The 22,396-nt window shown below is 61.6% G+C and carries 22 protein-coding genes and 2 pseudogenes; 20 read left to right on the top strand and 4 right to left on the bottom strand.

Features of this window, described 5'->3' with window-relative positions; genetic code table 11:
* Positions 1–80 precede the first annotated feature (80 nt).
* The gene (locus X735_RS147370) at positions 81–734 is read right to left on the bottom strand and encodes a 5-formyltetrahydrofolate cyclo-ligase (protein ID WP_023812055.1); all 654 of its coding nucleotides are present in this window, start codon (positions 732–734) and stop codon (positions 81–83) included.
* A 163-nt stretch (positions 735–897) separates the two neighbouring features.
* Between X735_RS147370 and X735_RS147375 the strand changes: the two genes are divergently transcribed.
* Positions 898–2,163, top strand: coding sequence for an NAD(P)/FAD-dependent oxidoreductase (locus X735_RS147375; protein WP_023812054.1), 1,266 nt, complete (start codon positions 898–900; stop codon positions 2,161–2,163).
* A 148-nt stretch (positions 2,164–2,311) separates the two neighbouring features.
* On the top strand, positions 2,312–4,291 hold the full coding sequence (locus X735_RS147380; RefSeq protein WP_023812053.1) for a bifunctional 2',3'-cyclic-nucleotide 2'-phosphodiesterase/3'-nucleotidase: 1,980 nt from the start codon (positions 2,312–2,314) through the stop codon (positions 4,289–4,291).
* An 85-nt stretch (positions 4,292–4,376) separates the two neighbouring features.
* On the opposite strand, the gene X735_RS147385 is transcribed toward X735_RS147380, so the two are convergent.
* On the bottom strand, positions 4,377–5,633 hold the full coding sequence (locus tag X735_RS147385; protein ID WP_023812052.1) for a cyclopropane-fatty-acyl-phospholipid synthase family protein: 1,257 nt from the start codon (positions 5,631–5,633) through the stop codon (positions 4,377–4,379).
* Positions 5,634–5,964: 331 nt separating this feature from the next.
* On the opposite strand from X735_RS147385, the gene X735_RS1000000170270 reads away from it, so the two are divergent.
* From X735_RS1000000170270 to plsY, 18 genes and pseudogenes are all read left to right on the top strand, one after another.
* Positions 5,965–6,099, top strand: coding sequence for a hypothetical protein (locus X735_RS1000000170270; RefSeq protein ID WP_023812051.1), 135 nt, complete (start codon positions 5,965–5,967; stop codon positions 6,097–6,099).
* A 91-nt stretch (positions 6,100–6,190) separates the two neighbouring features.
* Positions 6,191–6,481, top strand: a complete 291-nt coding sequence (locus tag X735_RS147390) for a Dabb family protein (protein ID WP_023812050.1) — start codon at positions 6,191–6,193, stop codon at positions 6,479–6,481.
* Between the two features lie 113 nt (positions 6,482–6,594).
* Complete coding sequence (locus X735_RS147395; protein ID WP_023812049.1) at positions 6,595–7,485, top strand: VOC family protein; 891 nt, start codon at positions 6,595–6,597, stop codon at positions 7,483–7,485.
* Entirely contained in the window at positions 7,482–8,342 is an 861-nt protein-coding gene (kdsA, locus tag X735_RS147400) for a 3-deoxy-8-phosphooctulonate synthase (protein ID WP_031213495.1), read from the top strand. Before X735_RS147395 ends, kdsA begins: the two co-directional genes overlap by 4 nt.
* A 96-nt stretch (positions 8,343–8,438) precedes the next feature.
* Positions 8,439–8,642 carry a dodecin family protein gene (locus X735_RS147405; protein ID WP_023812047.1) on the top strand — a complete coding sequence of 68 codons (204 nt, stop codon included), beginning with the start codon at positions 8,439–8,441 and terminating at the stop codon, positions 8,640–8,642.
* 86 nt (positions 8,643–8,728) lie between these two features.
* The gene (locus X735_RS147410) at positions 8,729–9,094 is read left to right on the top strand and encodes a PRC-barrel domain-containing protein (RefSeq protein WP_023812046.1); all 366 of its coding nucleotides are present in this window, start codon (positions 8,729–8,731) and stop codon (positions 9,092–9,094) included.
* Between the two features lie 375 nt (positions 9,095–9,469).
* Positions 9,470–10,744, top strand: coding sequence for a phosphopyruvate hydratase (eno, locus tag X735_RS147415; protein ID WP_023812044.1), 1,275 nt, complete (start codon positions 9,470–9,472; stop codon positions 10,742–10,744).
* A gap of 270 nt (positions 10,745–11,014) precedes the next feature.
* Positions 11,015–11,338 (top strand): septum formation initiator family protein, encoded by a 324-nt coding sequence (locus X735_RS147420; protein ID WP_023812043.1) that lies wholly within the window; start codon positions 11,015–11,017, stop codon positions 11,336–11,338.
* Positions 11,339–11,532: 194 nt separating this feature from the next.
* On the top strand, positions 11,533–12,570 hold the full coding sequence (pdhA, locus tag X735_RS147425; RefSeq protein WP_023812042.1) for a pyruvate dehydrogenase (acetyl-transferring) E1 component subunit alpha: 1,038 nt from the start codon (positions 11,533–11,535) through the stop codon (positions 12,568–12,570).
* 15 nt (positions 12,571–12,585) lie between these two features.
* Entirely contained in the window at positions 12,586–13,989 is a 1,404-nt protein-coding gene (locus X735_RS147430) for a pyruvate dehydrogenase complex E1 component subunit beta (protein WP_023812041.1), read from the top strand.
* Positions 13,990–14,007: 18 nt separating this feature from the next.
* Positions 14,008–15,237 (top strand): annotated as a pseudogene (locus X735_RS01000000165995) (2-oxo acid dehydrogenase subunit E2).
* Positions 15,238–15,279: 42 nt separating this feature from the next.
* Positions 15,280–15,696 carry a hypothetical protein gene (locus X735_RS147435; RefSeq protein ID WP_023812040.1) on the top strand — a complete coding sequence of 139 codons (417 nt, stop codon included), beginning with the start codon at positions 15,280–15,282 and terminating at the stop codon, positions 15,694–15,696.
* Positions 15,693–16,399: pseudogene (locus tag X735_RS01000000165990) on the top strand (SGNH/GDSL hydrolase family protein). The gene X735_RS147435 and the pseudogene X735_RS01000000165990 overlap by 4 nt, the downstream one beginning before the upstream one ends.
* A gap of 12 nt (positions 16,400–16,411) precedes the next feature.
* Complete coding sequence (lpdA, locus tag X735_RS147440) at positions 16,412–17,857, top strand: dihydrolipoyl dehydrogenase (RefSeq protein WP_023812037.1); 1,446 nt, start codon at positions 16,412–16,414, stop codon at positions 17,855–17,857.
* Positions 17,858–17,946: 89 nt separating this feature from the next.
* The gene (locus tag X735_RS147445) at positions 17,947–18,204 is read left to right on the top strand and encodes a GlsB/YeaQ/YmgE family stress response membrane protein (RefSeq protein ID WP_023812036.1); all 258 of its coding nucleotides are present in this window, start codon (positions 17,947–17,949) and stop codon (positions 18,202–18,204) included.
* A gap of 137 nt (positions 18,205–18,341) precedes the next feature.
* Entirely contained in the window at positions 18,342–19,307 is a 966-nt protein-coding gene (gene lipA, locus X735_RS147450) for a lipoyl synthase (RefSeq protein WP_023812035.1), read from the top strand.
* A 12-nt stretch (positions 19,308–19,319) separates the two neighbouring features.
* Positions 19,320–19,775 (top strand): type II toxin-antitoxin system RatA family toxin, encoded by a 456-nt coding sequence (locus tag X735_RS147455; RefSeq protein WP_023812034.1) that lies wholly within the window; start codon positions 19,320–19,322, stop codon positions 19,773–19,775.
* Between the two features lie 10 nt (positions 19,776–19,785).
* Positions 19,786–20,460, top strand: a complete 675-nt coding sequence (plsY, locus tag X735_RS147460; protein ID WP_023812033.1) for a glycerol-3-phosphate 1-O-acyltransferase PlsY — start codon at positions 19,786–19,788, stop codon at positions 20,458–20,460.
* A gap of 45 nt (positions 20,461–20,505) precedes the next feature.
* Here the strand turns inward: plsY and X735_RS147465 are convergent, their stop codons facing one another.
* Together X735_RS147465 and X735_RS147470 are read right to left on the bottom strand one after the other, a co-directional pair.
* Complete coding sequence (locus tag X735_RS147465) at positions 20,506–20,988, bottom strand: CinA family protein (RefSeq protein ID WP_023812032.1); 483 nt, start codon at positions 20,986–20,988, stop codon at positions 20,506–20,508.
* On the bottom strand, positions 20,985–22,214 hold the full coding sequence (locus X735_RS147470) for a bifunctional 2-C-methyl-D-erythritol 4-phosphate cytidylyltransferase/2-C-methyl-D-erythritol 2,4-cyclodiphosphate synthase (RefSeq protein ID WP_023812031.1): 1,230 nt from the start codon (positions 22,212–22,214) through the stop codon (positions 20,985–20,987). Before X735_RS147470 ends, X735_RS147465 begins: the two co-directional genes overlap by 4 nt.
* Positions 22,215–22,396: the final 182 nt, after the last annotated feature.

Genomic DNA, 22,396 nt, shown 5'->3' with positions numbered 1-22,396 from the left:
CGAATGCCTCTGCGATCCATCGAGACGAACCATGACAACCTGGCTGCTGACAGGCCGCTAACCACCCTGTGGGGCCTGGGCTAGCTGACCGCCGTTACCACCCGATCCATCGGGATATCGTGCGGCTGCGGGTAGATGGTCGCGATGCGCTGCAATTCGTAGCCGACGCCGATGACCAGCGGCTTGAACGGCATCGCTGCCAGCGTACGGTCGAAGAAACCGCCGCCATACCCCAGGCGGTAGTTCTGGGGATCGATACCGACGATCGGCGAGATGACGATGTCCGGCAGCACCGGATCGCCCTCGGCCGGGATCGGGATATTCCAGACACCTTTCTCCAACCGGTCGCCCGCTTTGTAGGCGCGAAAGATCAGCGGCTGCCCCTTCTCGATGACGATGGGCAGGGCGGTGCGGCCGCCGCGTTCGTTTATGGACGCCATCCAAGGCCGCAAATCCGGCTCGCCACGAAACGGCCAATAGAGACTGACCATGCGCCCGGCGATCTCGCCGATGATCGCGTCGAGGCTTTCCGCAATGCTTTGCGACATTACCGTTCGGGCGTCGGCCGAAACAGCAAGACGCGCGGCGATCAGGCGTTCGCGCTCGGCTTTGCGCCAGCGTCTCACATCGGTCCAGTCGCTCGAAGGCGCACGGAATTGCGGATCGAGTTCGTGCATGAAACAGGGCGGCGAAGAATACTGCGCCGGAGCATCGTCGTCACGATCGTTGGCCATGCCTCACCTCATCGCGTGTTCGATGACGCTATACCTCGCGATACGATACAACATGTGCGTTCACGACATGCAACGACGAGTCTCGGGCACTGTCATCTGTTGTTGCATTGCACAAAAATACCTACATCCAGGACAGGCAATCTTGCTATTCGGGGTGAACGAAATGAACGAAGCCAGGCATCATGTCGTCGTTGTCGGCGCAGGTTTCGGCGGCCTCGAGTTCACCGGTGCGCTTGTTGGCTCGCCGGTCCGTATCACCATGATCGACAAGCGCAACCATCACCTCTTCCAGCCGCTGCTCTACCAGGTGGCGACGACGGCGCTGGCCACCTCCGAAATTGCCTGGCCGATCCGCCACCTCCTGCGCAAGCGCAAGGATGTGACGACGCTGCTCGCCAATGTCACCGGTGTCGACCGCGCCGGCAAGCGCGTGCTGCTCGATGACGGCAGCGCGGTCGCCTACGACACGCTGGTGCTCGCCACCGGTGCCCGCCACGCCTATTTCGGCCATGACGAATGGGAGCCGTTCGCGCCTGGCCTGAAGACGCTGGAGGACGCCACCACCATTCGGCGGCGAATTCTCCTGGCCTTCGAGCAGGCCGAGCGGGAGACCGATCCCGCCGAACGCCAGGCGTTGCTGACCATTGCGATCGTCGGCGGCGGGCCGACCGGCGTCGAGCTTGCCGGCACCATCGTCGAGTTGGCGCATGACACGCTGCGCGGCGAATTCCGCAACATCGACACGCGGCAGACGCGCGTGGTGCTGATCGAGGCCGGCGACCGCATTCTGGCCAATTTCGCACTGAAACTTTCCGACTATGCCAGCAAAGCGCTCGAGCGGCTCGGCGTGACGGTCGAGCTCGGCCGGGCCGTCACGCGCTGCGACGCCGAAGGTGTTGTGTTTGGCGATAAGCAACTGGCAGCCCGAACGATCCTGTGGGCAGCCGGCGTTGCCGCTTCGCCAGCCGCTGAATGGCTGGGAGCGAAGGCGGACCGCGCGGGCAGGGTGCTGGTCGAGCCTGACCTCAGCGTGCCCGGCAGCCCGGAGATCTTTGTCATCGGCGACGCCGCTCATGTGCTGCGGCCGGACGGGCGGCCGGTTCCCGGCGTGGCGCCTTCCGCCAAACAGGAGGGCCGACATGTTGCGGCCACCATCAAGGCCAGGCTCGGCGGCGACACGACCGCGCGTCCTTTCCACTACAGGCATGCCGGCGATCTGGCGACGATCGGCAAACGCGCCGCTGCCATCGATTTCGGCTGGATCAAGCTCACCGGCTGGCTCGCCTGGTGGCTGTGGGGAGTGGCGCACATCTATTTCCTGATCGGCTTTCGCAACCGGCTTGCGGTTTCGCTGAGCTGGCTATGGATCTACGCGACGGGGCAACGTAGCGCGCGGCTGATCACCCAGGGCGACGACGACAAGGGCTGATTTCTTCGCCCCGATCGTTCATGCGCACGTCAATCTGTTGCTGATGGACTGACGGCTTCATGCGCGCGACTTGTTGAATGGACTTAAGCAGGTTTCAGAGCGAAGTTCGCTTCGGGGCAGGGCTTTGTCAGGTTGTCGAGGAGAAAACATGTCGCAACTGCTCCATCCCGTATCCCGCCGCGATCTCCTTGCGGGTGCCGCCGCCGCAGGGGCACTGATCATGCTGCATCCGTTCTCCGCCCGCGCTCAAGGCAACCAGGCCCATCTTCGGATCATGGAAACCACCGACATCCATGTGAACGTGCTGCCTTACGATTACTACGCCGACAAAGCGAACGACACGCTGGGTCTGTCGCGCACGGCGTCTCTCATCGATGCTGTGCGCAAGGAAGCCGTGAATTCGATGCTGATCGACAATGGCGACCTGCTGCAGGGCAATCCGATGGGCGACTACATCGCCTATGAGAAGGGGCTGAAGGACGGCGACCTGCATCCGGTCATGAAAGGCATGAACCTGCTCGGCTACGAGTGCTCGACACTGGGCAACCACGAGTTCAACTACGGCCTGTCGTTCCTGGACAAGGTGCTGGCCGGTGCCAATTTTCCCTTCGTCTGCGCCAATTTGATCCGCGGGACCGAGCTTGCCGCTAACCCGCGCGACGACAAGCTCTATCTCAAGCCCTATGTCATCCTCGACAAGAAGATAAAGGACGGCGCGGGCGCCGAGCAGCCGATCAGGATCGGCATTATCGGCTTCGTGCCGCCGCAGATCATGGTTTGGGATCTCAAGAACCTGGAAGGCAACGTCAAGACGCGCGACATCGTCGAGGCGGCCAAGGCCTGGGTGCCGCAGATGAAGGAGGAGGGCGCCGACATCGTCATTGCGCTCTCGCATTCCGGCATCGATGTGAAGCAGGGCGAGATGATGGAGAACGCCTCGTTCTTCGTCGCCGGTGTCGACGGCATCGATGCGGTGTTCACCGGTCACCAGCATCTGGTGTTCCCCGGCAAGAAGGATTTCCAGTCGCTCGATGGTGTCGACACGCAGAAAGGCACGCTGCAGGGCAAGCCCGCCGTCATGGGCGGCTTCTGGGGCTCGCATATGGGGCTGGTCGACCTGATGCTGGAACGTGACGCCTCGAAATGGAAGGTCGTTTCAGCCACTTCCGAGGCGCGGCCGATCTTCGAACGCGTCGACAACAAGAACAAGCCGACTGTCCCGGACGACAAGCGCATCATCGCGGCCCTCGAACAGGACCACCAGGCGACACTGGCCTATGTGCGCCGCCCTGTCGGCAAGACCTCCGCGCCGCTCTATTCCTATTTCGCGCTGGTCGCCGACGATCCGTCGGTGCAGGTCGTCAGCCAGGCGCAGACCTGGTACCTCAAGGAAATTCTCAAGAACACGCAATGGAAGGACGTGCCGCTGCTGTCGGCCGCCGCTCCCTTCAAGGCCGGTGGGCGCAACGGCGCCGACTACTATACCGACGTGCCGGCAGGCGACATCGCCATCAAGAACGTTGCCGACCTCTATCTCTATCCGAACACCGTGCGGGCGGTCGAAATAACCGGTGCGCAGGTCAAGGAGTGGCTGGAAATGTCGGCCGGCATCTTCAACCGGATCGAGCCTGATAAGGCCGACCAGACCCTCATCAACACCGATTTTCCGTCCTACAATTTCGACGTCATCGACGGCGTCACCTACAAGATCGATCTGTCGCAGCCGTCGAAATACGATGCCAAGGGCGGGCTGGCCAACGCTGGCGCCAATCGCATCGTCGACCTGAGTTTCGATGGAAAACCAATTGATCCCAAACAGAAATTCGTCATCGCGACCAACAATTACCGGGCTGGTGGCGGCGGCAATTTCCCCGACATCAATGCCTCGAAGATCATCTACGAAGCACCGGACACCAATCGCGACGTCATCGTCCGCTATATCGTCAGCGAGGGCACGATCAATCCGTCGGCGGACGACAACTGGTCGTTCGCACCGCTGCCTGGAGCCAGCGCCGTGTTCGAAACCGGCCCCAAGGCCAAGGATTTCATTGCGCAGGTGAAATCGCTGAAGATCGAGCCGGCGGGCGAGGGCGAGGCAGGATTCGCGAAATACCGCATCCTGCTTTGAAGGGTGACGGCGACCGCGCGGCCATGTCGAGATCGTGCTCGACATCGCTTGGTCAGCGGCAATGAAAATCGAAGAGCGTGTCGATTTACGCCTTGTAGACCACCTGGCGCACGTCGATGTAGCTGGCGCGGAAGCCGGCTTCGCAATAGTGCAGGTAGAACTCCCAGAGCTTCTTGAAGCGGTCGTCGAAGCCGAGCGGAACGATCTTCTCCCATGACGCCCGGAACCGGTGGCGCCATTCGGCGAGCGTGCGCGCGTAGTCGTCGGGAAAGACGCGCTCGCGCAGGTGGGCGAGGCCATGATCCTTGCCCAGTGCCTTCAGGATCGACGGTGTCGGCAGCATGCCGCCCGGGAAGACGTAGCGCTGGATGAAATCCGGCCTTGCGCGATAGGTGTCGTAGGCGGCTTCGTTGATGGTGATGATCTGCAGGCCGGCAGTGCCCCCAGGCCTCAGGCAGGCCTTCATCTTGCCGAAAAACACCGGCCAGTATTTCTCGCCGACCGCCTCGAACATCTCGATCGAGGCGATGCGGTCATAGGTGCCGGTTTCGTCGCGATAATCCTGCAGCTTGATGTCGACCTTGTCGGCAAGGCCAGCCTTGGCGATGCGAGCCGTGGCAAAATCGTGCTGCTCGCGGCTGATCGTCAGCCCGGTCACGCGGCAGCCGATCTCGCGCGCCGCGAATTCGGCGAAGCCACCCCAGCCGCAGCCGATTTCCAGCACATGGTCCTTCGGACCGATCCCTGTATCCTTCGCCAGAGCGCGATATTTGGCGGCCTGGGCGCCTTCCAGGTCGTTGGCACCGGTCGTGTAGAGCGCCGAAGAATAGGTCATGCTCGGATCGAGCCATTCCTTGTAGAAGGCGTTGCCGAGGTCGTAATGCGCGGAGATATTGCGTTTCGAACCGGTGCGCGTGTTCTGGTTGAACCAGTGGCGGATGCGCTGGACGGTGTTGATCAGCCAACTGGTGCCGCCCGCGATACGCTCGCCGATGACCGAATTGACCACGAACAGCTCCAGGAAGCTGGTCACATCAGGGCTTTCCCAATCGCCGTCCATATAGGATTCGGCAACGCCGATCGTGCCGCCGGAAAAGGCGCGGCCCGGCAAGCGCCAATTCTTCAACACCAGTTCGGCATCTGGGCCAGGTCCCTTGCCGCCGACGAGGACGGCACGGCCGTCCGGCAGCCTGACCTTGAGCGAACCGCGCGGCAGGTTCATCGCCGCCGACAGCACCATGCGCGCTTTCGCTGGAAGACCTTTCACGATCCCCGCGAAATTGAATTCATCGAGCCTGACCGCGTCGCTCAATGCTACGCCAAAATGTTCCTTTTGCGCCATCTCATGCCCCTGGATTTCCGCGGTGTCGGCGCAAATTGCCGGGCCACGGTTCTCTTGGATCATTCGCCAGCTTCGAACGCCGCCGCGACCGGTTCGTCGGCGAGCGGGCTCGAATGAAGTGCGCGCACCCTACCAGAGCTTCAGCGCTTCCCGGTGAATCCGTGCGACAATCTTCCACGTCATGCGGGGAAACTTCAAGGGGCAGGCTGCAACCGGGGCTGTGCCAAGCAGATTGCTCGCGCCGGCGGGCATCTGTGCCTTTGCACAGCCAAGGCGCAGCGCGTTAAAAAACGCCTATGGCCGCAGAATTCCTTGTGCGATAGATTTAGCCATGCGTTATGTAATCGTCATTGCCGCCATCGCGTTTTTCCTGATCTGGGACGGCATGTACAATCAGGGCCGGTATCTCGACACCACGGTGAGAGAACTTAGCCGCATTGTGCGATATGCTACCGGCAAGGTTTAGCTCCGGCGGCTGCAGCCGCGACATCCTTGTCGATTGACGCCAACGTCCTGCCGTCACAAAAGACCCCAGCACTTTGATCGAGGAGGCGGGGTTGATCCGGCATATCGTTTTCTTCAGCGCGCGGCGAAAAGAGGATGTCGAGGCTGTGCGCACCGGCTTGCTGGCGCTCGGCGACATTCCTCATTCCAGCCTTTTCGAGGTCACCTTGAACACCAAGGTCGATCCACTGTCCGATGAGGTCGACGTGGTCGTCTATGCGGAGTTCGCCGACGACGCCGCGCTGGCCGCCTACAAGGCGCACCCGCTCTATGCGCAGACCACCAGCAAGGTCAAACCGATGCGCGAACTGCGCTATTCCGCCGATGTCGTTGCCGGAAGCTGATGCCTTGTCCAGGTGGTGCCTTTTTCGAAGTCCGGTGAACTGACGTGGGCGAACTGGCCGGGATTGCGATCAAGTCTTGAACCGATTTGCGGAATGATGCACATCGCGCCTGCATGACCCAAACCGCAGCCGCAGGCACTCATCCGCTCGATCACCTGGTGCTGCCGACGCAGAGCCTTGAGGTTGCGCGAGCCCGGCTCACCGCGCTTGGCTTCGTCGTGGCCCCGACCGGCATCCATCCCTTCGGAACGGAAAACTGCTGTGTTTTCCTGGCCGACGGCACGTATCTCGAACCGCTCGCGGTCGGCGACGAACAGGTGGCGACAAAGGCTATCGCAGACGGCAATGTCTTCGTCACGCGTGATCGCGCCTATCGCGACAGCAACGGCGACGAGGGATTTTCCGCCATTGTTCTAGGCACGGGCAATGCCGACGCCGACCATGCACGCTATGTCGGTGCCGGCATCTCGGCGGGAGACATGCTGGGTTTTTCGCGCGCCTTCACCGACCCGGCCGGCAAAAGCGACATCGCATCGTTCAAGCTCGCCTTCGCGGCCGGAGCCGAAGCCACGGACGCCTTCCTGTTTGCCTGCGAGCGCGTCAACGCGCCTGATGTTGACCGTACGGCTTTGCAGGCCCACGCCAACGGCGCGACCGGAATTGTCGAGATCTTGGCGATCAGCGATGCGCCCGGAAAGCAGCATGGGCTTATTTCCGTGGCGGTGGACGATCCGGCCGCCGACAGGCAGGGCGGCAGGTTTCCCTTGCCGAATGCAGATTTGAGCGTGCTTGACGGCCCGGCTTTCACCGCGCGCTTCGGCCTGCCTGCCGGCGCGCCGACAGATCTACGCTTCGCAGCGGTGGTCTTTTCGGTTGGGAACGCCCATGTGACATCGAGGCTGCTTGCAGCCAATTCCGTCCAACACGATATAGCGGGCAATGATATCGTCGTGCGGCCTGCACCCGGACAGGGCGCGGCCTTCATCTTCCGGGAGATCCCATGAGCAAGCCGCAAGCGTCCAATTCAATGGCGCCCAATTCGTCGGTAACCGTCGGCAATGTCGTCTTCGACAACAAGGCGGCTCTGTCGCTGATCGCCGGCCCTTGTCAGTTTGAATCACGCCAGCACGCCTTCGATATGGCCGGCGCGCTGAAGGAACTGACCGGCAGGCTCGGCATAGGGCTCGTCTACAAGACCAGCTACGACAAGGCCAACCGCACCTCGCTGTCGGCGACGCGCGGTGCCGGTATGGACGCAGCCCTTCCCGTCTTCGACGAGTTGCGCAAGGAATTTTCGCTCCCCGTGCTGACCGATGTCCATACCGAGGAGCAGTGCGCGATCGTCGCGCCGCATGTCGATGTCCTGCAGATTCCGGCTTTCCTGTCGCGCCAGACGGACATGCTGGTCGCCGCCGCCAGGACCGGCAAGGTTATCAATGTGAAGAAGGGGCAGTTCCTCGCCCCCTGGGACATGAAGAACGTCGTCGCCAAGATCACCGGATCCGGCAATGCCAATGTGCTGACCACCGAGCGCGGCGCGTCCTTCGGCTACAACACGCTGGTGTCCGACATGCGCGCTCTGCCCATCATGGCCGAGATCGGCGCGCCGGTGATCTTCGATGCCACGCATTCGGTGCAGCAACCGGGCGGGCAGGGTGGTTCCTCGGGCGGCGAGCGCCGCTTTGTCGAGACGCTGGCGCGCGCTGCAGTCGCTGTCGGCGTTGCCGGCGTGTTCATCGAGACCCATCAGGATCCCGACAACTCGACCTCTTCCGACGGCCCGAACATGCTCCCGTTGAAGGACATGCCGGCCCTGCTCGAGCGGCTGATGGCATTCGACCGCATCGCCAAGGGCCTCTAAGGGCGGACGCATACTCCGCCGACTGCCGGCGCTTGTGGAAGGCACGAGCCGGCTATACGCTTGGCTGGCAAATAAGCGTTTTGGCAGGAGGAAGCCATGTCCGTCGCCCGCGTCACCGAAATCACATCCTCGTCGAACAAGAGCTTTCAGGACGCCATCGAACAGGGAATTGCGCGCGCATCCAAAACCCTGAAGAACGTCAAGGGCGCCTGGATCCAGGACCAGAAGATCGTCGTCCAAGACGGCAAGATTGTTGCTTATCGCGTCAATATGAAGGTTACCTTCATCCTCGCGGAGTGAACGGTCGACGCCGAAAAAGTCGGGAACCTTCGCCCGCGCCCCTCATTGTCCAAGTATGGTTCGAAACCACAATGAGGAGCACAATCATGGCAACCCAGACAGGTCACACCCAAGCCATCGCCGCTTCGCGGGTCATCGGCACATCGGTCTACAATACCGAAGGCACGAGCATCGGCAGCATCGAGGATGTGATGCTTGACAAGATGACGAACGGCATCATGTTCGCGGTCATCGGTTTTGGCGGCTTCCTCGGTATCGGCGAGAAATATCACGCCATTCCGTGGGCAAGCCTCGACTACGATGAGGACAAAGGCGGGTATGTCGTGCCGTTTTCCAAGGAACAACTCAGGGCGGCACCTGCCTATTCGATCAACGAATTGACCGGGGCGGATGGTGAGGCGGTCCGCGACGAATCCTACAATTATTACAAGGTCACGCCTTACTGGCATTAACAGCAACCACAAAGCGGCCCCGCCGAGAGGCGGGGCCGCTTTGGATTCTGGCTTATTCGCTGACGTATAAGGGGGCCATCGCCTTCGGCGGCGACTGCTGATTGTCGCACGACGTCAGGAATGCCGCCGCGATCAGGAACAGACTCACGATACCACTCAACTGGGACATGGCGAAACTCCTCCTGTTTCGCCCCGCGCCCCCGCACCATAGCCACAAGCCGGCCTGCCGTACATGACTTATGATGACAGCGATTTGCGCTTCGTGAATCGTTCGGAGGCTGATGCCGCGGCAATAATTGCCAGCCGGCCGATTGCCTTTTGCAGCACTTTGGCTAAGACGTGCGGCATTCTTCAGATCAATCGAGGACATCGCAAATGACCGCCATCATCGACATTGTCGGGCGTGAAATCCTGGACAGCCGTGGAAATCCGACCGTCGAGGTCGATGTCATTCTCGAAGATGGCTCAATGGGCCGCGCGGCGGTGCCATCGGGTGCTTCGACCGGCGCCCACGAGGCCGTCGAACTGCGCGACGGCGGTGCCCGCTATCTCGGCAAGGGTGTGCTCAGGGCCGTCGAAGCGGTGAACGGCGAACTGTTCGAGGCGATTGGCGGCATGGAAGCCGAAAACCAGATCCATATCGACCAGACCATGATCGAGCTTGACGGCACGCCCAACAAGAGCCGGCTTGGCGCCAACGCCATTCTCGGCGTGTCGCTGGCGGTGGCCAAGGCGGCCGCCGATGCTGCCGGCCTGCCGCTGTACCGTTATGTCGGTGGCACCAAGGCGCATCTCCTGCCGGTACCGATGATGAACATCATCAATGGTGGCGCGCATGCCGACAACCCGATCGACTTCCAGGAATTCATGATCCTGCCGATCGGCGCGCCGACGCTGCGCGAAGGTGTACGCTGGGGTTCGGAAATCTTCCATACGCTGCGCAAGAAGCTGAAGGATGCCGGCCACAACACCAATGTCGGCGACGAGGGCGGCTTTGCCCCGAACCTGAAAAGCGCCCCGGTGGCGCTCGATTTCATCATGGAATCGATCGAGCAGGCCGGCTTCAAGCCGGGCGACGAGATCGCGCTCGGCCTCGATTGCGCCGCGACCGAGTTCTTCAAGGACGGCAACTACGTCTATGAGGGCGAGAAGAAGACGCGCGATCCCAAGGCCCAGGCCAAATACCTGGCCAAGCTTGCCGCCGACTATCCGATCATCTCGATCGAGGACGGCTTGGCCGAGGACGATTGGGAAGGCTGGAAGTACCTGACCGACCTGATCGGCAAGAAGACGCAGCTGGTCGGCGACGATTTGTTCGTCACCAACACGGCGCGGCTACGCGACGGCATCCGCATGGGCGTTGCCAATTCGATCCTGGTCAAGGTCAACCAGATCGGCTCGTTGACGGAAACGCTCGACGCCGTCGAGACCGCGCACAAGGCCGGCTACACCGCCGTCATGTCGCACCGCTCGGGCGAAACCGAGGATTCGACCATCGCCGATCTCGCGGTTGCCACCAATTGCGGACAGATCAAGACCGGCTCGCTGTCGCGCTCCGACCGCATGGCCAAGTACAACCAGCTGATCCGCATCGAGGAAGAACTCGGCAAGCAGGCAAGCTATGCCGGCAAGTCGGTGATCAAGGGCTGATCCGGAAAACACTCGGATATCGGATGAAAGGGCGGGAGCATTCCCGCCTTTTTTCATTTCGGTTCGCCAAACCGGTCACCTGTAACCGTCCGTTAAGCACAATCGGGCGAAAAAGATCGTGAGCCGCCTGAGTTCGCGGGCTAGAGCCGGATGATTTCAGGTCTGTTCGACCTGAAGTCTGAATCCGACTCTAAATCAAAGAGATAGAGCATGTTGTCGTCCGAAAACCGCTTCACACATTTCGGCATCACGCTCTAGAGGAACCGGGCGATGTGGACGCGTCAGCACAAGCAGAGAAACACCGGCCGGCTGATCATTCCCTCGCTTTGCGTGGTGTTCCTGGCCTATTTCGGCTTTCATGCCTATCACGGCGAATTCGGCATCTATTCGAAATATCAGCTGGAAGCCCAGACGGTTGCGCTGCAAGGCCAGCTCGATGCGATCAAGGCGCGCCGCATGGAACTCGAGCGCCGCGTTCGGCTGATGCATGAAGGCACGCTCGAGAAGGACATGCTCGATGAGCAGGCACGCAAGGCGCTCAATCTGTCCCAAGCCGATGAAATCACCATTATGTTGCCGACCTCGGTGAAATAACTGATTTCCAGTTAATCGCCAATATTTTCAACGATTTTAATTGCTTAGGCGCATGCCAGCTATGCAAATTCGGCATGGCGCAACGCTTTGACGCGTGTTAGCCTCCCTAAAATCGGTGGGGAGGAGCTGATCTCCCCAGAGCAGATTTCATCCTGCTCTAATGTCCACGAAGAGACGCCAACAGGGAGTGATGCATGGCCACCGCAGCCAGAAAAGCGCCTGCCAAATCCAAATCCGACGGCAAATCGGGGCTTTCCGCCCCCAAGCCCGCCGAGTTCACCAAGGATGAAGAGCTTGCCGCCTACCGGCACATGCTGCTCATCCGTCGTTTCGAGGAAAAGGCCGGCCAGCTTTACGGCATGGGTTTCATCGGCGGCTTCTGTCACCTCTATATCGGCCAGGAAGCGGTCGTCACCGGCATGAAGATGGCGCTGATCGACGGCGATCAGATGATCACCGCCTATCGCGACCACGGCCACATGCTGGCGATGGAGCTGTCGCCGCGCGGCGTCATGGCCGAGCTGACCGGGCGTCGGGGCGGCTTGTCCCGGGGCAAGGGCGGCTCCATGCACATGTTCTCCAAGGAAAAGCACTTTTACGGCGGCCACGGCATCGTCGGTGCGCAGGTGTCTCTTGGTACTGGTCTCGCCTTTGCCAACCGCTACCGCGACAACAACAATGTCTCGCTGACCTATTTCGGCGACGGCGCGGCCAACCAGGGCCAGGTCTATGAAAGCTTCAACATGGCCTCGCTGTGGAAGCTGCCGGTGATCTACATCATCGAGAACAACCGCTATGCGATGGGCACCTCGGTGTCGCGCTCTTCGGCGGAAACCAACTTTTCGCATCGTGGTGCCTCGTTCAAGATCCCGGGCATCCAGGTCGACGGCATGGACGTGCGCGCTGTCAAGGCTGCCGCCGACCAGGCGACCGAATGGTGCCGCGCCGGCAACGGGCCGATCATTCTCGAAATGCAGACCTACCGCTACCGCGGTCACTCGATGTCCGATCCGGCAAAATACCGCTCCAAGGAAGAAGTGCAGAAGATGCGCTCGGACCATGACCCGATCGAGCAGGTCAAGGCACGGCTGATGGAAAAGAAGTGGGCGACCGAGGACGAGCTCAAGACCATCGACAAGGAGGTCCGCGACATCGTCGCCGACGCCGCCGAATTTGCCCAGAACGACGCGGAGCCGGATCCGTCCGAGCTCTGGACCGATATCGTATTGTAACGGGAGGGCAAGGACATGCCGATCGAAATTCTCATGCCCGCTCTCTCGCCGACCATGGAAGAGGGCAATCTTTCCAAGTGGTTGAAGAACGAGGGCGACAAGGTCGTCGCCGGCGACGTTATCGCCGAGATCGAGACCGACAAGGCGACGATGGAAGTCGAAGCTGTTGACGAAGGCACGCTGGGCAAGATCCTGATCGCCGCCGGTACCGAAGGCGTCAAGGTCAACACACCGATCGCCGTGCTGCTGCAGGACGGCGAAAGTGCCGGGGATATCGGCAAGTCTGCGGCGCCCGCCAAGGCGGAAGCACCTGCAAAGGCAGAGGCTCCGGCCGCAGCAGAGGACAAGGCGGAGGCCACAAAGCCGGCCGCCGCACCGGTGGCTGCCGCCCCGAAGACGGAGATCGCCGCCGATCCGGACATTCCGGCCGGCACGGAGATGGTCTCCACCACGGTGCGCGAAGCGCTGCGCGATGCGATGGCCGAGGAAATGCGCCGCGACGGCGATGTCTTCGTCATGGGCGAGGAGGTTGCCGAATACCAGGGCGCCTACAAGATCACGCAGGGCCTGCTGCAGGAATTCGGGCCGCGGCGCGTCGTCGATACGCCGATCACCGAGCATGGCTTTGCCGGCGTTGGCGTGGGTGCGGCGATGGCCGGCCTGAAGCCGATCGTCGAGTTCATGACCTTCAACTTCGCCATGCAGGCGATCGACCAGATCATCAACTCGGCCGCCAAGACGCTCTATATGTCCGGCGGCCAGATGGGCGCGCCGATCGTGTTCCGTGGACCGAACGGTGCCGCCGCACGCGTCGCTGCCCAGCACTCGCAGTGCTATGCCGCCTGGTACAGCCACATTCCGGGCCTGAAAGTGGTGATGCCCTACACCGCCGCTGACGCCAAGGGCTTGCTGAAGGCAGCGATCCGCGATCCGAACCCAATCATCTTCCTCGAGAATGAAATCCTTTACGGTCAGTCCTTCGACGTGCCGAAGCTGGACGATTTCGTGTTGCCGATCGGCAAGGCGCGCATCCATAAATCAGGCAAGGATGTCACCATCGTCTCCTTCGGCATCGGCATGACCTATGCGGTCAAGGCTGAAGCGGAACTGCGTGGCCTTGGCATCGATGCCGAGATCATCGACTTGCGCACGATCCGGCCGCTCGATCTCGACACCATCATCGCCTCGGTCAAGAAGACCAACCGCCTGGTGGTGGTGGAGGAAGGTTATCCGCAGAACTCGGTCGGCGACCATATCGCCAACCAGGTGTCGCAGCGCGCCTTCGACTTTCTGGACGCGCCGGTCATCACCATCGCCGGCAAGGATGTGCCGATGCCTTATGCGGCCAACCTCGAGAAGCTGGCGTTGCCGAATGTCGGCGAAGTCATCGAGGCGGTCAAAGCCGTCACGTATCGCTGAACCGGGCGGGAGGACAAAATGCCAATCAACATCACCATGCCGGCCCTGTCGCCCACGATGGAAGAGGGCAATCTGTCCAAGTGGCTCGTCAAGGAAGGCGACAAGGTTTCGCCGGGCGATGTCATTGCCGAGATCGAGACCGACAAGGCGACGATGGAAGTCGAAGCTGTCGATGAGGGCACGGTTGCAAAGCTCGTCGTTCCCGCCGGCACCGAGGGCGTCAAGGTCAATGCGCTGATCGCCGTGCTCGCCGGAGAGGGCGAGGATGCAGGCGCCGTCGCGAAAAGCGGTGGCGGTGCCGCACCAGCGAAAGCCGAGGCGCCGAAAGCGGAGGAGCCCAAGGCTGACGCACCAAAGGCGGAAGCATCAAAGGCGGAAGCATCAAAGGCGGAACCGGTCGCGACCGCACCCAAGGCAGAGGCGGCTCCAGTTGCCAATGGTCATGCGGCCGGCGAGCGCACCTTCGCCTCGCCGCTCGCACGTCGCATCGCCAGGGAAGCCGGCGTCGATGTGTCTGCCGTGACCGGCACCGGCCCGCATGGCCGCGTCGTCAAGGCAGATATCGACGCCGCGATTGCCGGTGGCGGCGCCAAGCCTGCCGCCAAGGCAGCACCCGCCGGGGCTCCGGCAACTGCTCCTGCTGTGAAGGCGATGTCCGACGATCAGGTGCTGAAGCTGTTCGAGGCTGGCTCCTACGATCTCGTCCCGCATGACAATATGCGCAAGACCATTGCGCGCCGCCTGGTCGAGGCCAAGACCACCATCCCGCATTTCTACCTGACGCTCGACTGCGAGCTCGATGCACTCCTCGCATTGCGCACGCAGATTAACGCCGCAGCCCCGGTAAAGAAGACCGACAAAGGCGATGCGCCCGCCTACAAGCTGTCGGTCAACGACATGGTCATCAAGGCGATGGCGATGGCGCTGAAGGCGGTGCCGGATGCCAATGCCTCATGGACCGAAAGCGCCATGGTCAAGCACAAGCATGCCGATGTCGGCGTCGCCGTGTCGATCCCGGGCGGNCCACGGCGGTGTCCAACCTCGGCATGTTCGGCATCAAGGACTTTGCCGCCGTCATCAACCCGCCGCATGCGACGATCCTTGCCGTCGGTGCGGGTGAGGAGCGGGCGGTGGTCAAGAACGGCGAGATCAAAATCGCCACCGTGATGTCGGTGACGCTGTCGACCGACCATCGCGCCGTCGACGGCGCGCTGGGTGCCGAACTGCTGGTCGCCTTCAAGCGCCTGATCGAGAACCCGATGAGCATGCTGGTTTAGGACGGAGAGGGCGGTGCGGATCTTCTTCACCTCCCTTATGGCGTTTTTCCTGTCAGGATTGGCAGGCGGCTTGGTTGCTCAACAGCTGGCGGTCGCAACCCATGCGCAGGAAGAATACATTCTGGTGTTCATGACGTCGGTGCTTGTCACCATTGTCGCGACGATCGTGTTTTTCATCGCGCAGCTTTTTTCGAACGCACCGTCGATCATCAACTGGCTGGGCCTCTGCGCAATTGTCCTGTTCGTGCTGATCGGGCTCGGCCTGATCGGTTGGACGTTCTCTCAGCCGGTCGATAAGCGCCAGTGGGAAGGTGACCTGCCGATCGTCGCCGGCCTGGTTTTGCCGAACCTGGCCACTGTGCTGGTTCACTGGCTGTTCGTGCGCTGGCGGTTGAGGCGCGGCTCGATTAACGCACAGGTGGGCGCATGAAGACGGTTCTTTGTTACGGCGACTCGCTGACCTGGGGCTACAATGCCGAAGGTGGCCGCCATGCGCTGGAAGACCGCTGGCCGAGCGTGCTGCAGGCAGCGTTAGGCGCCGACGTGCAAGTGATTGCCGATGGCCTCAACGGCCGCACCACGGCCTTCGACGATCATCTGGCCGGTGCGGACCGCAACGGTGCAAAACTGCTACCAACCGTCCTGACGACCCATGCGCCGATCGACCTGATTGTCATCATGCTCGGCGCCAACGACATGAAGCCGTGGATCCACGGCAATCCCGTCGCGGCCAAGCAGGGCATCCAGCGGCTGATCGACATCGTGCGCGGTCACGACTATCCGTTCGACTGGCCGGCGCCGCAGATCCTGATCGTTTCGCCGCCTGTGGTCAGCCGTACAGACAATGCCGAATTCAAGGAGATGTTCGCCGGCGGTGACGAGGCTTCGACGCGGTTGGCGCCGCTCTATGCCGCTCTNCCGAATTCAAGGAGATGTTCGCCGGCGGTGACGAGGCTTCGACGCGGTTGGCGCCGCTCTATGCCGCTCTTGCCGATGAGGCCGGCTGCGGCTTCTTCGACGCCGGCAGCGTGGCGCAAACCACCCCGCTCGACGGCGTCCATCTCGATGCCGAAAACACGCGAAACATCGGCAAGGCGCTGGCACCCGTCGTGCGCGTCATGCTGGAATTGTGAAGGAGAAAAACCGTGGCTGAGAACTACGACGTCATCATCATCGGCTCCGGCCCTGGCGGCTATGTCACCGCGGTGCGTTCCGCGCAACTCGGCTTCAAGACGGCGATCGTCGAGCGCGAGCATCTCGGCGGTATCTGCCTCAACTGGGGCTGCATCCCGACCAAGGCGCTGCTGCGCTCGGCCGAGATCATGCACTATTCGGACCACCTGAAGGATTACGGGCTGAAGCTCGACGGCAAGGTCAGCGTCGATGCGTCAGCCGTGGTCGACCGCTCGCGCAAGGTGTCGCTGCGGCTCAATGGCGGCGTTGCCTTCCTCATGAAGAAGAACAAGGTCGACGTCATCTGGGGCGAGGCCAAGCTTTCGAAGCCGGGCGAGATCGTCGTGTCGAAGACGGCCAAGAAGCCGATGGAGCCGCAGCCGCCAGTGCCGAAAGGCGTCAAAGGCGAAGGCACCTATACCGCCAAGCACATCATCCTGGCGACCGGCGCCCGGCCGCGCGCACTGCCCGGTATCGAGCCGGACGGCAAGCTGATCTGGACTTATTTTGAAGCCATGGTGCCGAAGGAGATGCCGAAGTCGCTGCTGGTCATGGGGTCGGGCGCCATCGGCATCGAATTCGCCTCCTTCTACCGCACCATGGGCGCCGAAGTGACGGTGGTCGAGCTGCTGCCTGCGGTGATGCCGGTCGAGGATGCCGAAGTCTCGAAATTCGCGCAGAAGCAGTTCGAGAAGCAAGGCATGAAGATCATCCTCGAAGCCAAGGTGACCAAGGTCGAGAAGGGTGCCAACTCGGTCACCGCGCATGTCGAGATGAAGGACGGCAAGGTCGAGAAGATCACCGCCGATCGGATGATCTCGGCCGTCGGCGTCCAGGGCAACATCGAGGGCCTCGGACTCGAGGCGCTTGGCGTGAAGACGGAGCGTGGCTGCGTCGTCATCGATGGTTACGGCAAGACCAACGTGCCGGGCATCTACGCCATCGGCGATGTCGCCGGCCCGCCGATGCTCGCTCACAAGGCCGAACATGAGGGGGTCGTGTGCATCGAGAAGATCGCAGATTTTCCTGGCGGGCATGCCACCGACAAGCTGAAGATTCCGGGCTGCACCTACTGCAATCCGCAGGTCGCCTCGGTTGGGCTGACGGAAGCCAAGGCCAAGGCCGAGGGCAAGGACATCCGGGTCGGGCGCTTCCAGTTCGCCGCCAATGGCAAGGCGATTGCGCTCGGTGAGGATCAGGGTTTCATCAAGACCATCTTCGACAAGAAGACCGGTCAATTGCTCGGCGCCCACATGGTCGGTGCCGAAGTGACCGAACTGATCCAGGGTTTTGTCGTGGCGATGAACCTGGAGACGACCGAGGAAGAGCTGATGCACACCATCTTCCCGCACCCGACGCTGTCGGAGATGATGAAGGAAAGCGTGCTCGACGCCTATGGCCGCGCGCTCAACGCCTGATAGATTGAAAGCGCTGCTACAGATGGAACCCGGCGGCAAGGTACTTCGTTTGCGAATGCGTTTTCACGTATCCCACAAGGAGAAGGCATATGCACCTGAATGGCGTCGGCTGGATAGCAGCCATCATCATCGGCGGCCTGGCAGGCTGGTTCGCCGAAATGTTCATGAAGAGCAACACCGGCATCTTCATGAACATCGTCATGGGCATCGTCGGCGCGGTCGTGCTGAACGCCATTCTGCAGGCTCTCAATTTTGGCCCGTTCGGCGTCGGCTGGATTGCCTATCTGATCACCGGCTTTATCGGTGCCTGCCTGCTGATCTGGGCCGGGCGTCTGGTGCGCCGTTAGCATCACTGAAGAGTTGCTATGCGAAAAAGGCTGTTGCGGCATGCGCCGTGGCGGCCTTTTTCTTTGCGTTGAAAAGTCTTAGATGACGTTATGACAGCGAACGCCTGACTGGCGTCGCGAATGAACCAGGTTTCCCGATGGTCACTGTCCTCGATACGATCGCCAACGCCCCGCGCTTGCGGCATCCGGAAAAGGCGCACAAGCCTGATCAGGACGTGCTGCGCAAGCCCGACTGGATCCGCGTCAAGGCGCCGGTGTCGAAGGGCTATGCCGAAACGCGCGAAATCGTCAAATCGCACAAGCTGGTGACGGTCTGCGAAGAGGCCGGCTGCCCTAACATCGGCGAATGCTGGGAAAAGAAGCACGCCACCTTCATGATCATGGGCGAGATCTGCACCCGCGCCTGCGCCTTCTGCAACGTCGCCACGGGCATTCCAACAGCGCTTGACCCGGATGAACCGGCCCGCGTCGCGCATGCGGTCAAGCAGATGGGCCTTACCCATGTGGTCATCACCTCGGTGGACCGTGACGATCTCTCCGATGGCGGTGCGCAGCATTTCGCTGAAGTCATTCGTGCCATCCGGGCCGCGACGCCTTCGACGACGATCGAAATCCTGACGCCCGACTTCCTGCGCAAGGACGGCGCGCTGGAGATCGTCGTGGCCGCCAAGCCCGACGTCTTCAACCACAATCTCGAAACCGTACCGTCGAACTATCTGACGGTTCGTCCGGGCGCCCGCTATTTCCATTCGATCCGGCTGTTGCAGCGGGTCAAGGAGCTTGATCCGTCAATCTTCACCAAGTCCGGCATCATGGTGGGGCTGGGCGAGGAACGGAATGAAATCCTGCAGCTGATGGACGATCTGCGGTCCGCCAATGTCGATTTCATGACCATCGGCCAGTACCTGCAGCCGTCGAAGAAGCACCACCCGGTGATCCGCTTCGTCACGCCGGAGGAGTTCAAATCCTTTGAGACGATCGGCCGGACCAAGGGTTTCCTGCTGGTGGCATCTAGCCCGCTGACGCGTTCATCGCATCACGCCGGCGACGATTTTGCCAAGCTGCGCGCGGCACGGGAAGCGATTCTCAAGAAATCAGCTTAACTCGCTGGTTCCATGCCAAAATTCGAAGCCACCCGACGCGTATCCCATACACCCGAGCAGATGTTCGCTTTGGTCGCCGATGTTGAATCCTATCCGCAATTCCTGCCGCTTTGCGAAGCGCTGACGGTTCGCTCGCGCAAGGAGCGTGACGGGCGCACTGTTCTGCTTGCCGACATGAGCATCGGCTACAAGGCCATCCGCGAAACCTTCACGACGCAGGTGCTGCTGAAGCCCGCCGAGAACACCATCGACGTGAAATATATCGACGGGCCGTTCAAATATTTGAGCAATGTCTGGCGTTTCGAACCCGACGGCGCCGGTTGCGCCGTCCGCTTCTTCATCGACTACGAGTTCAAGAGCCGTATTCTGGGCGCGGTCATGGGAACCATGTTCGATCGCGCCTTCCGCATGTTCGCCGAAGCCTTCGAAAAGCGAGCAGACGTCATCTACGGTGCAAAACCGTCTTGAGGCCCTGCGCATGCTTTTCTGGATAGCGAGCACCGTTGGACTGGCGATCGCCTATCTCTTCGGTTCCATGCCCACGGGTTATCTGGCGGGGAAGCTGCTCAAGGGCATCGATATCCGGGAGCATGGCTCCAAATCCACCGGGGCAACGAACGTCTTGCGGGTCTTGGGAAAATGGCCTGCGTTGGTGGTGTTGCTGCTGGATGTGCTGAAAGGCGCGGCGGCGATCGTCTTTGCCCGCTGGTTCTATCCCTGGTTCATCACGTTGCCGTTGGTTACGCCATCGACCCCGCTTGACCTGCAAACCTGGGTGCCTTGGGCTGTTTGCCTGGCCGGAATTGCCGTGTTGTTGGGACATGGCCGTTCGATCTGGCTGAATTTTACAGGTGGCAAATCCGCTGCGACGGGGCTTGGCGTGTTGCTGGCTCTGTCTTGGCCGGTAGGTGTGGGAGCTGCGGCGGCTTTTGGTGCTGCGCTGGCTACGTCTCGGATAGTTTCCCTGAGTTCGATGGTAGCGGCGTTGACCGCGATCGCCCTCATCTGTGGCCTGGAGCAACCGTTGGCCTATCGGTTGTTGGTGATTGCGGGCAGCATCTACGTGGTTGCGCGCCATCGTGCCAACATTCGGAGGCTGCTGGCTGGGACGGAGCCACGCTTGGGGCAAAGCAGCCCGGAATCGAAAACGTAACCGCAAATCCAGCTTTCGGGCCCGCCCGCCCAACGTTTTATAACCCTATCCAAGTGCTTGCAGGCCCAGTTCCAGCGCTTGCCGGACCGTTTCGCGACGAATGAAATCGCGGCCTTTGTCTGCAAAGAGCTGGTGCTCGGCGACAATCGGTCGGCCGTCCAGCGCAACCCCGAACCAGACCAAGCCGACCGGTTTTCCCGCCGAACCGCCGCCAGGCCCAGCGATCCCGGTGACCGCCAGGGTCAGCCCGGCGCGCGAACGGGCAAGCGCGCCTGTTGCCATCTCGATCGCAGTCTCGCGCGAAACCGCGCCATGCGCCTCAAGCGTGACGGCGGAAACACCGAGCATGTCCATCTTGGCTTCGTTGGAATAGGTGATGAAGCCGCGATCGACCACGGTGGACGAGCCGGCGATGTCGGTGAGCGCGGAGATGATCATGCCGCCGGTGCAGCTTTCCGCCGTTGCCAGCATGATGCCGCGCTTCTGGCAGGCTTGCAGCAGCGCATTTGCCAGCTCGTTGTTGCTCATTCCGGCACCTCGCCGGGAAACACCACGCTGGCGGTGGCAATCGCCGCTATGCCTTCCTCGCGCCCGACAAAGCCGAGCTTCTCATTGGTTGTGGCCTTGATCGAGATGCGATCCGGCGTAATCGCCAGCATCTGAGAAAGGGCTGCGGTCATGGCCTCGCGATGCGGCCCGACGCGCGGCGCTTCGCAGATCAGCGTGATGTCGGCATTGGCGATGCGGCCGCCGCGCGCGCGCACCAGCCTTGCCGCATGCTCGACGAATATGCGCGACGCAGCGCCTTTCCACTGCGGGTCGGACGGCGGGAAATGCGTGCCGATGTCGCCTGCGCCGCAAGTCGCCAGCAGCGCATCGGTCAAGGCGTGCAGACCGACATCGGCGTCGGAATGGCCGGACAGCTTCTTGTCGTGCGCTATGGCGACGCCACACAGCGTGACATGGTCTCCCGGTTCGAAAGCGTGGACGTCGTAGCCATTGCCGGTACGGATATCGGGAAAGCGCACGCGTTCGCCGGAAAGCCGCTGGTCCGCCATCGCAATATCCCGTGCCCAGGTGAGTTTGACATTGTCCGGCGAGCCCGGAACGATCTTGACCGGAATATGCGCCCATTCGGCGATCGCGGCATCGTCGGTAAAATCCACTTTTCCCAGATGATGGGCTTTCTCGTGCGCAGCAAGAATGGGCCAGAACGGAAAGCCTTGTGGCGTTTGCGCCGCGTGAAGCCCGCTGCGCGATACGGTTTCGCCAACCACGCCGGAGGCCGATTCGCGCTTCAGCGTGTCGGCGACGGGCAAAGCGGGCAACGCGCCCTCGCGCTCGCCGATGGCGGCGATGGTGCGATCTATCAGGTCCGCATCGACAAACGGGCGGACGGCATCGTGGATCAGAACCTGCGCCGGCGCGTGGCCTCTAAGGGCAAGCAGGCCGAGCCGGACGGATTCCTGCCTCGTCGCCCCGCCCATGATGGCGGTGACGCGCTCTACATTGGCGCCCGCCGCCTGCCGGAACAGCTCGTGGTCATCGGCATGAATGGCGACGACGATCTCGCTGGTCCGCGGGTGGGCCAGAAAAATGTCCAGCGTGTGTGCAATGACGGCAAAGCCGCCAATGTGTTGATATTGCTTCGGTCCGTTGGCCTGTCCGGCGCGCGCACCACGGCCGGCCGCAACGATCACCACCGCGACCTTGCCATCCGCATCCGAAACGTGATTTTCACTTGCGTCAGTCATGCCCGTTTGGTCCTAGCGCACGATCCCGAAAAGTGTAATCGGTTTTCGGAAAGATCGTGCGCTAAGTATGAAATTCCAAAGCGTCCTTTGCGCGTCCTGAGGGACGCGCGGCGCTTTGGTCGCGGCCAAAGCCGAAGGCCAGCATTTTCCCAATTGCGCCTAAATGTGGCGTCATTCCGCGT

The sequence above is a fragment of the Mesorhizobium sp. L2C084A000 genome, from assembly GCF_000502875.1.
GTDB lineage: Bacteria > Pseudomonadota > Alphaproteobacteria > Rhizobiales > Rhizobiaceae > Mesorhizobium.
Note: the sequence above shows the minus strand (reverse complement) of the source record. Positions and strands in the feature narration are given on the sequence as shown.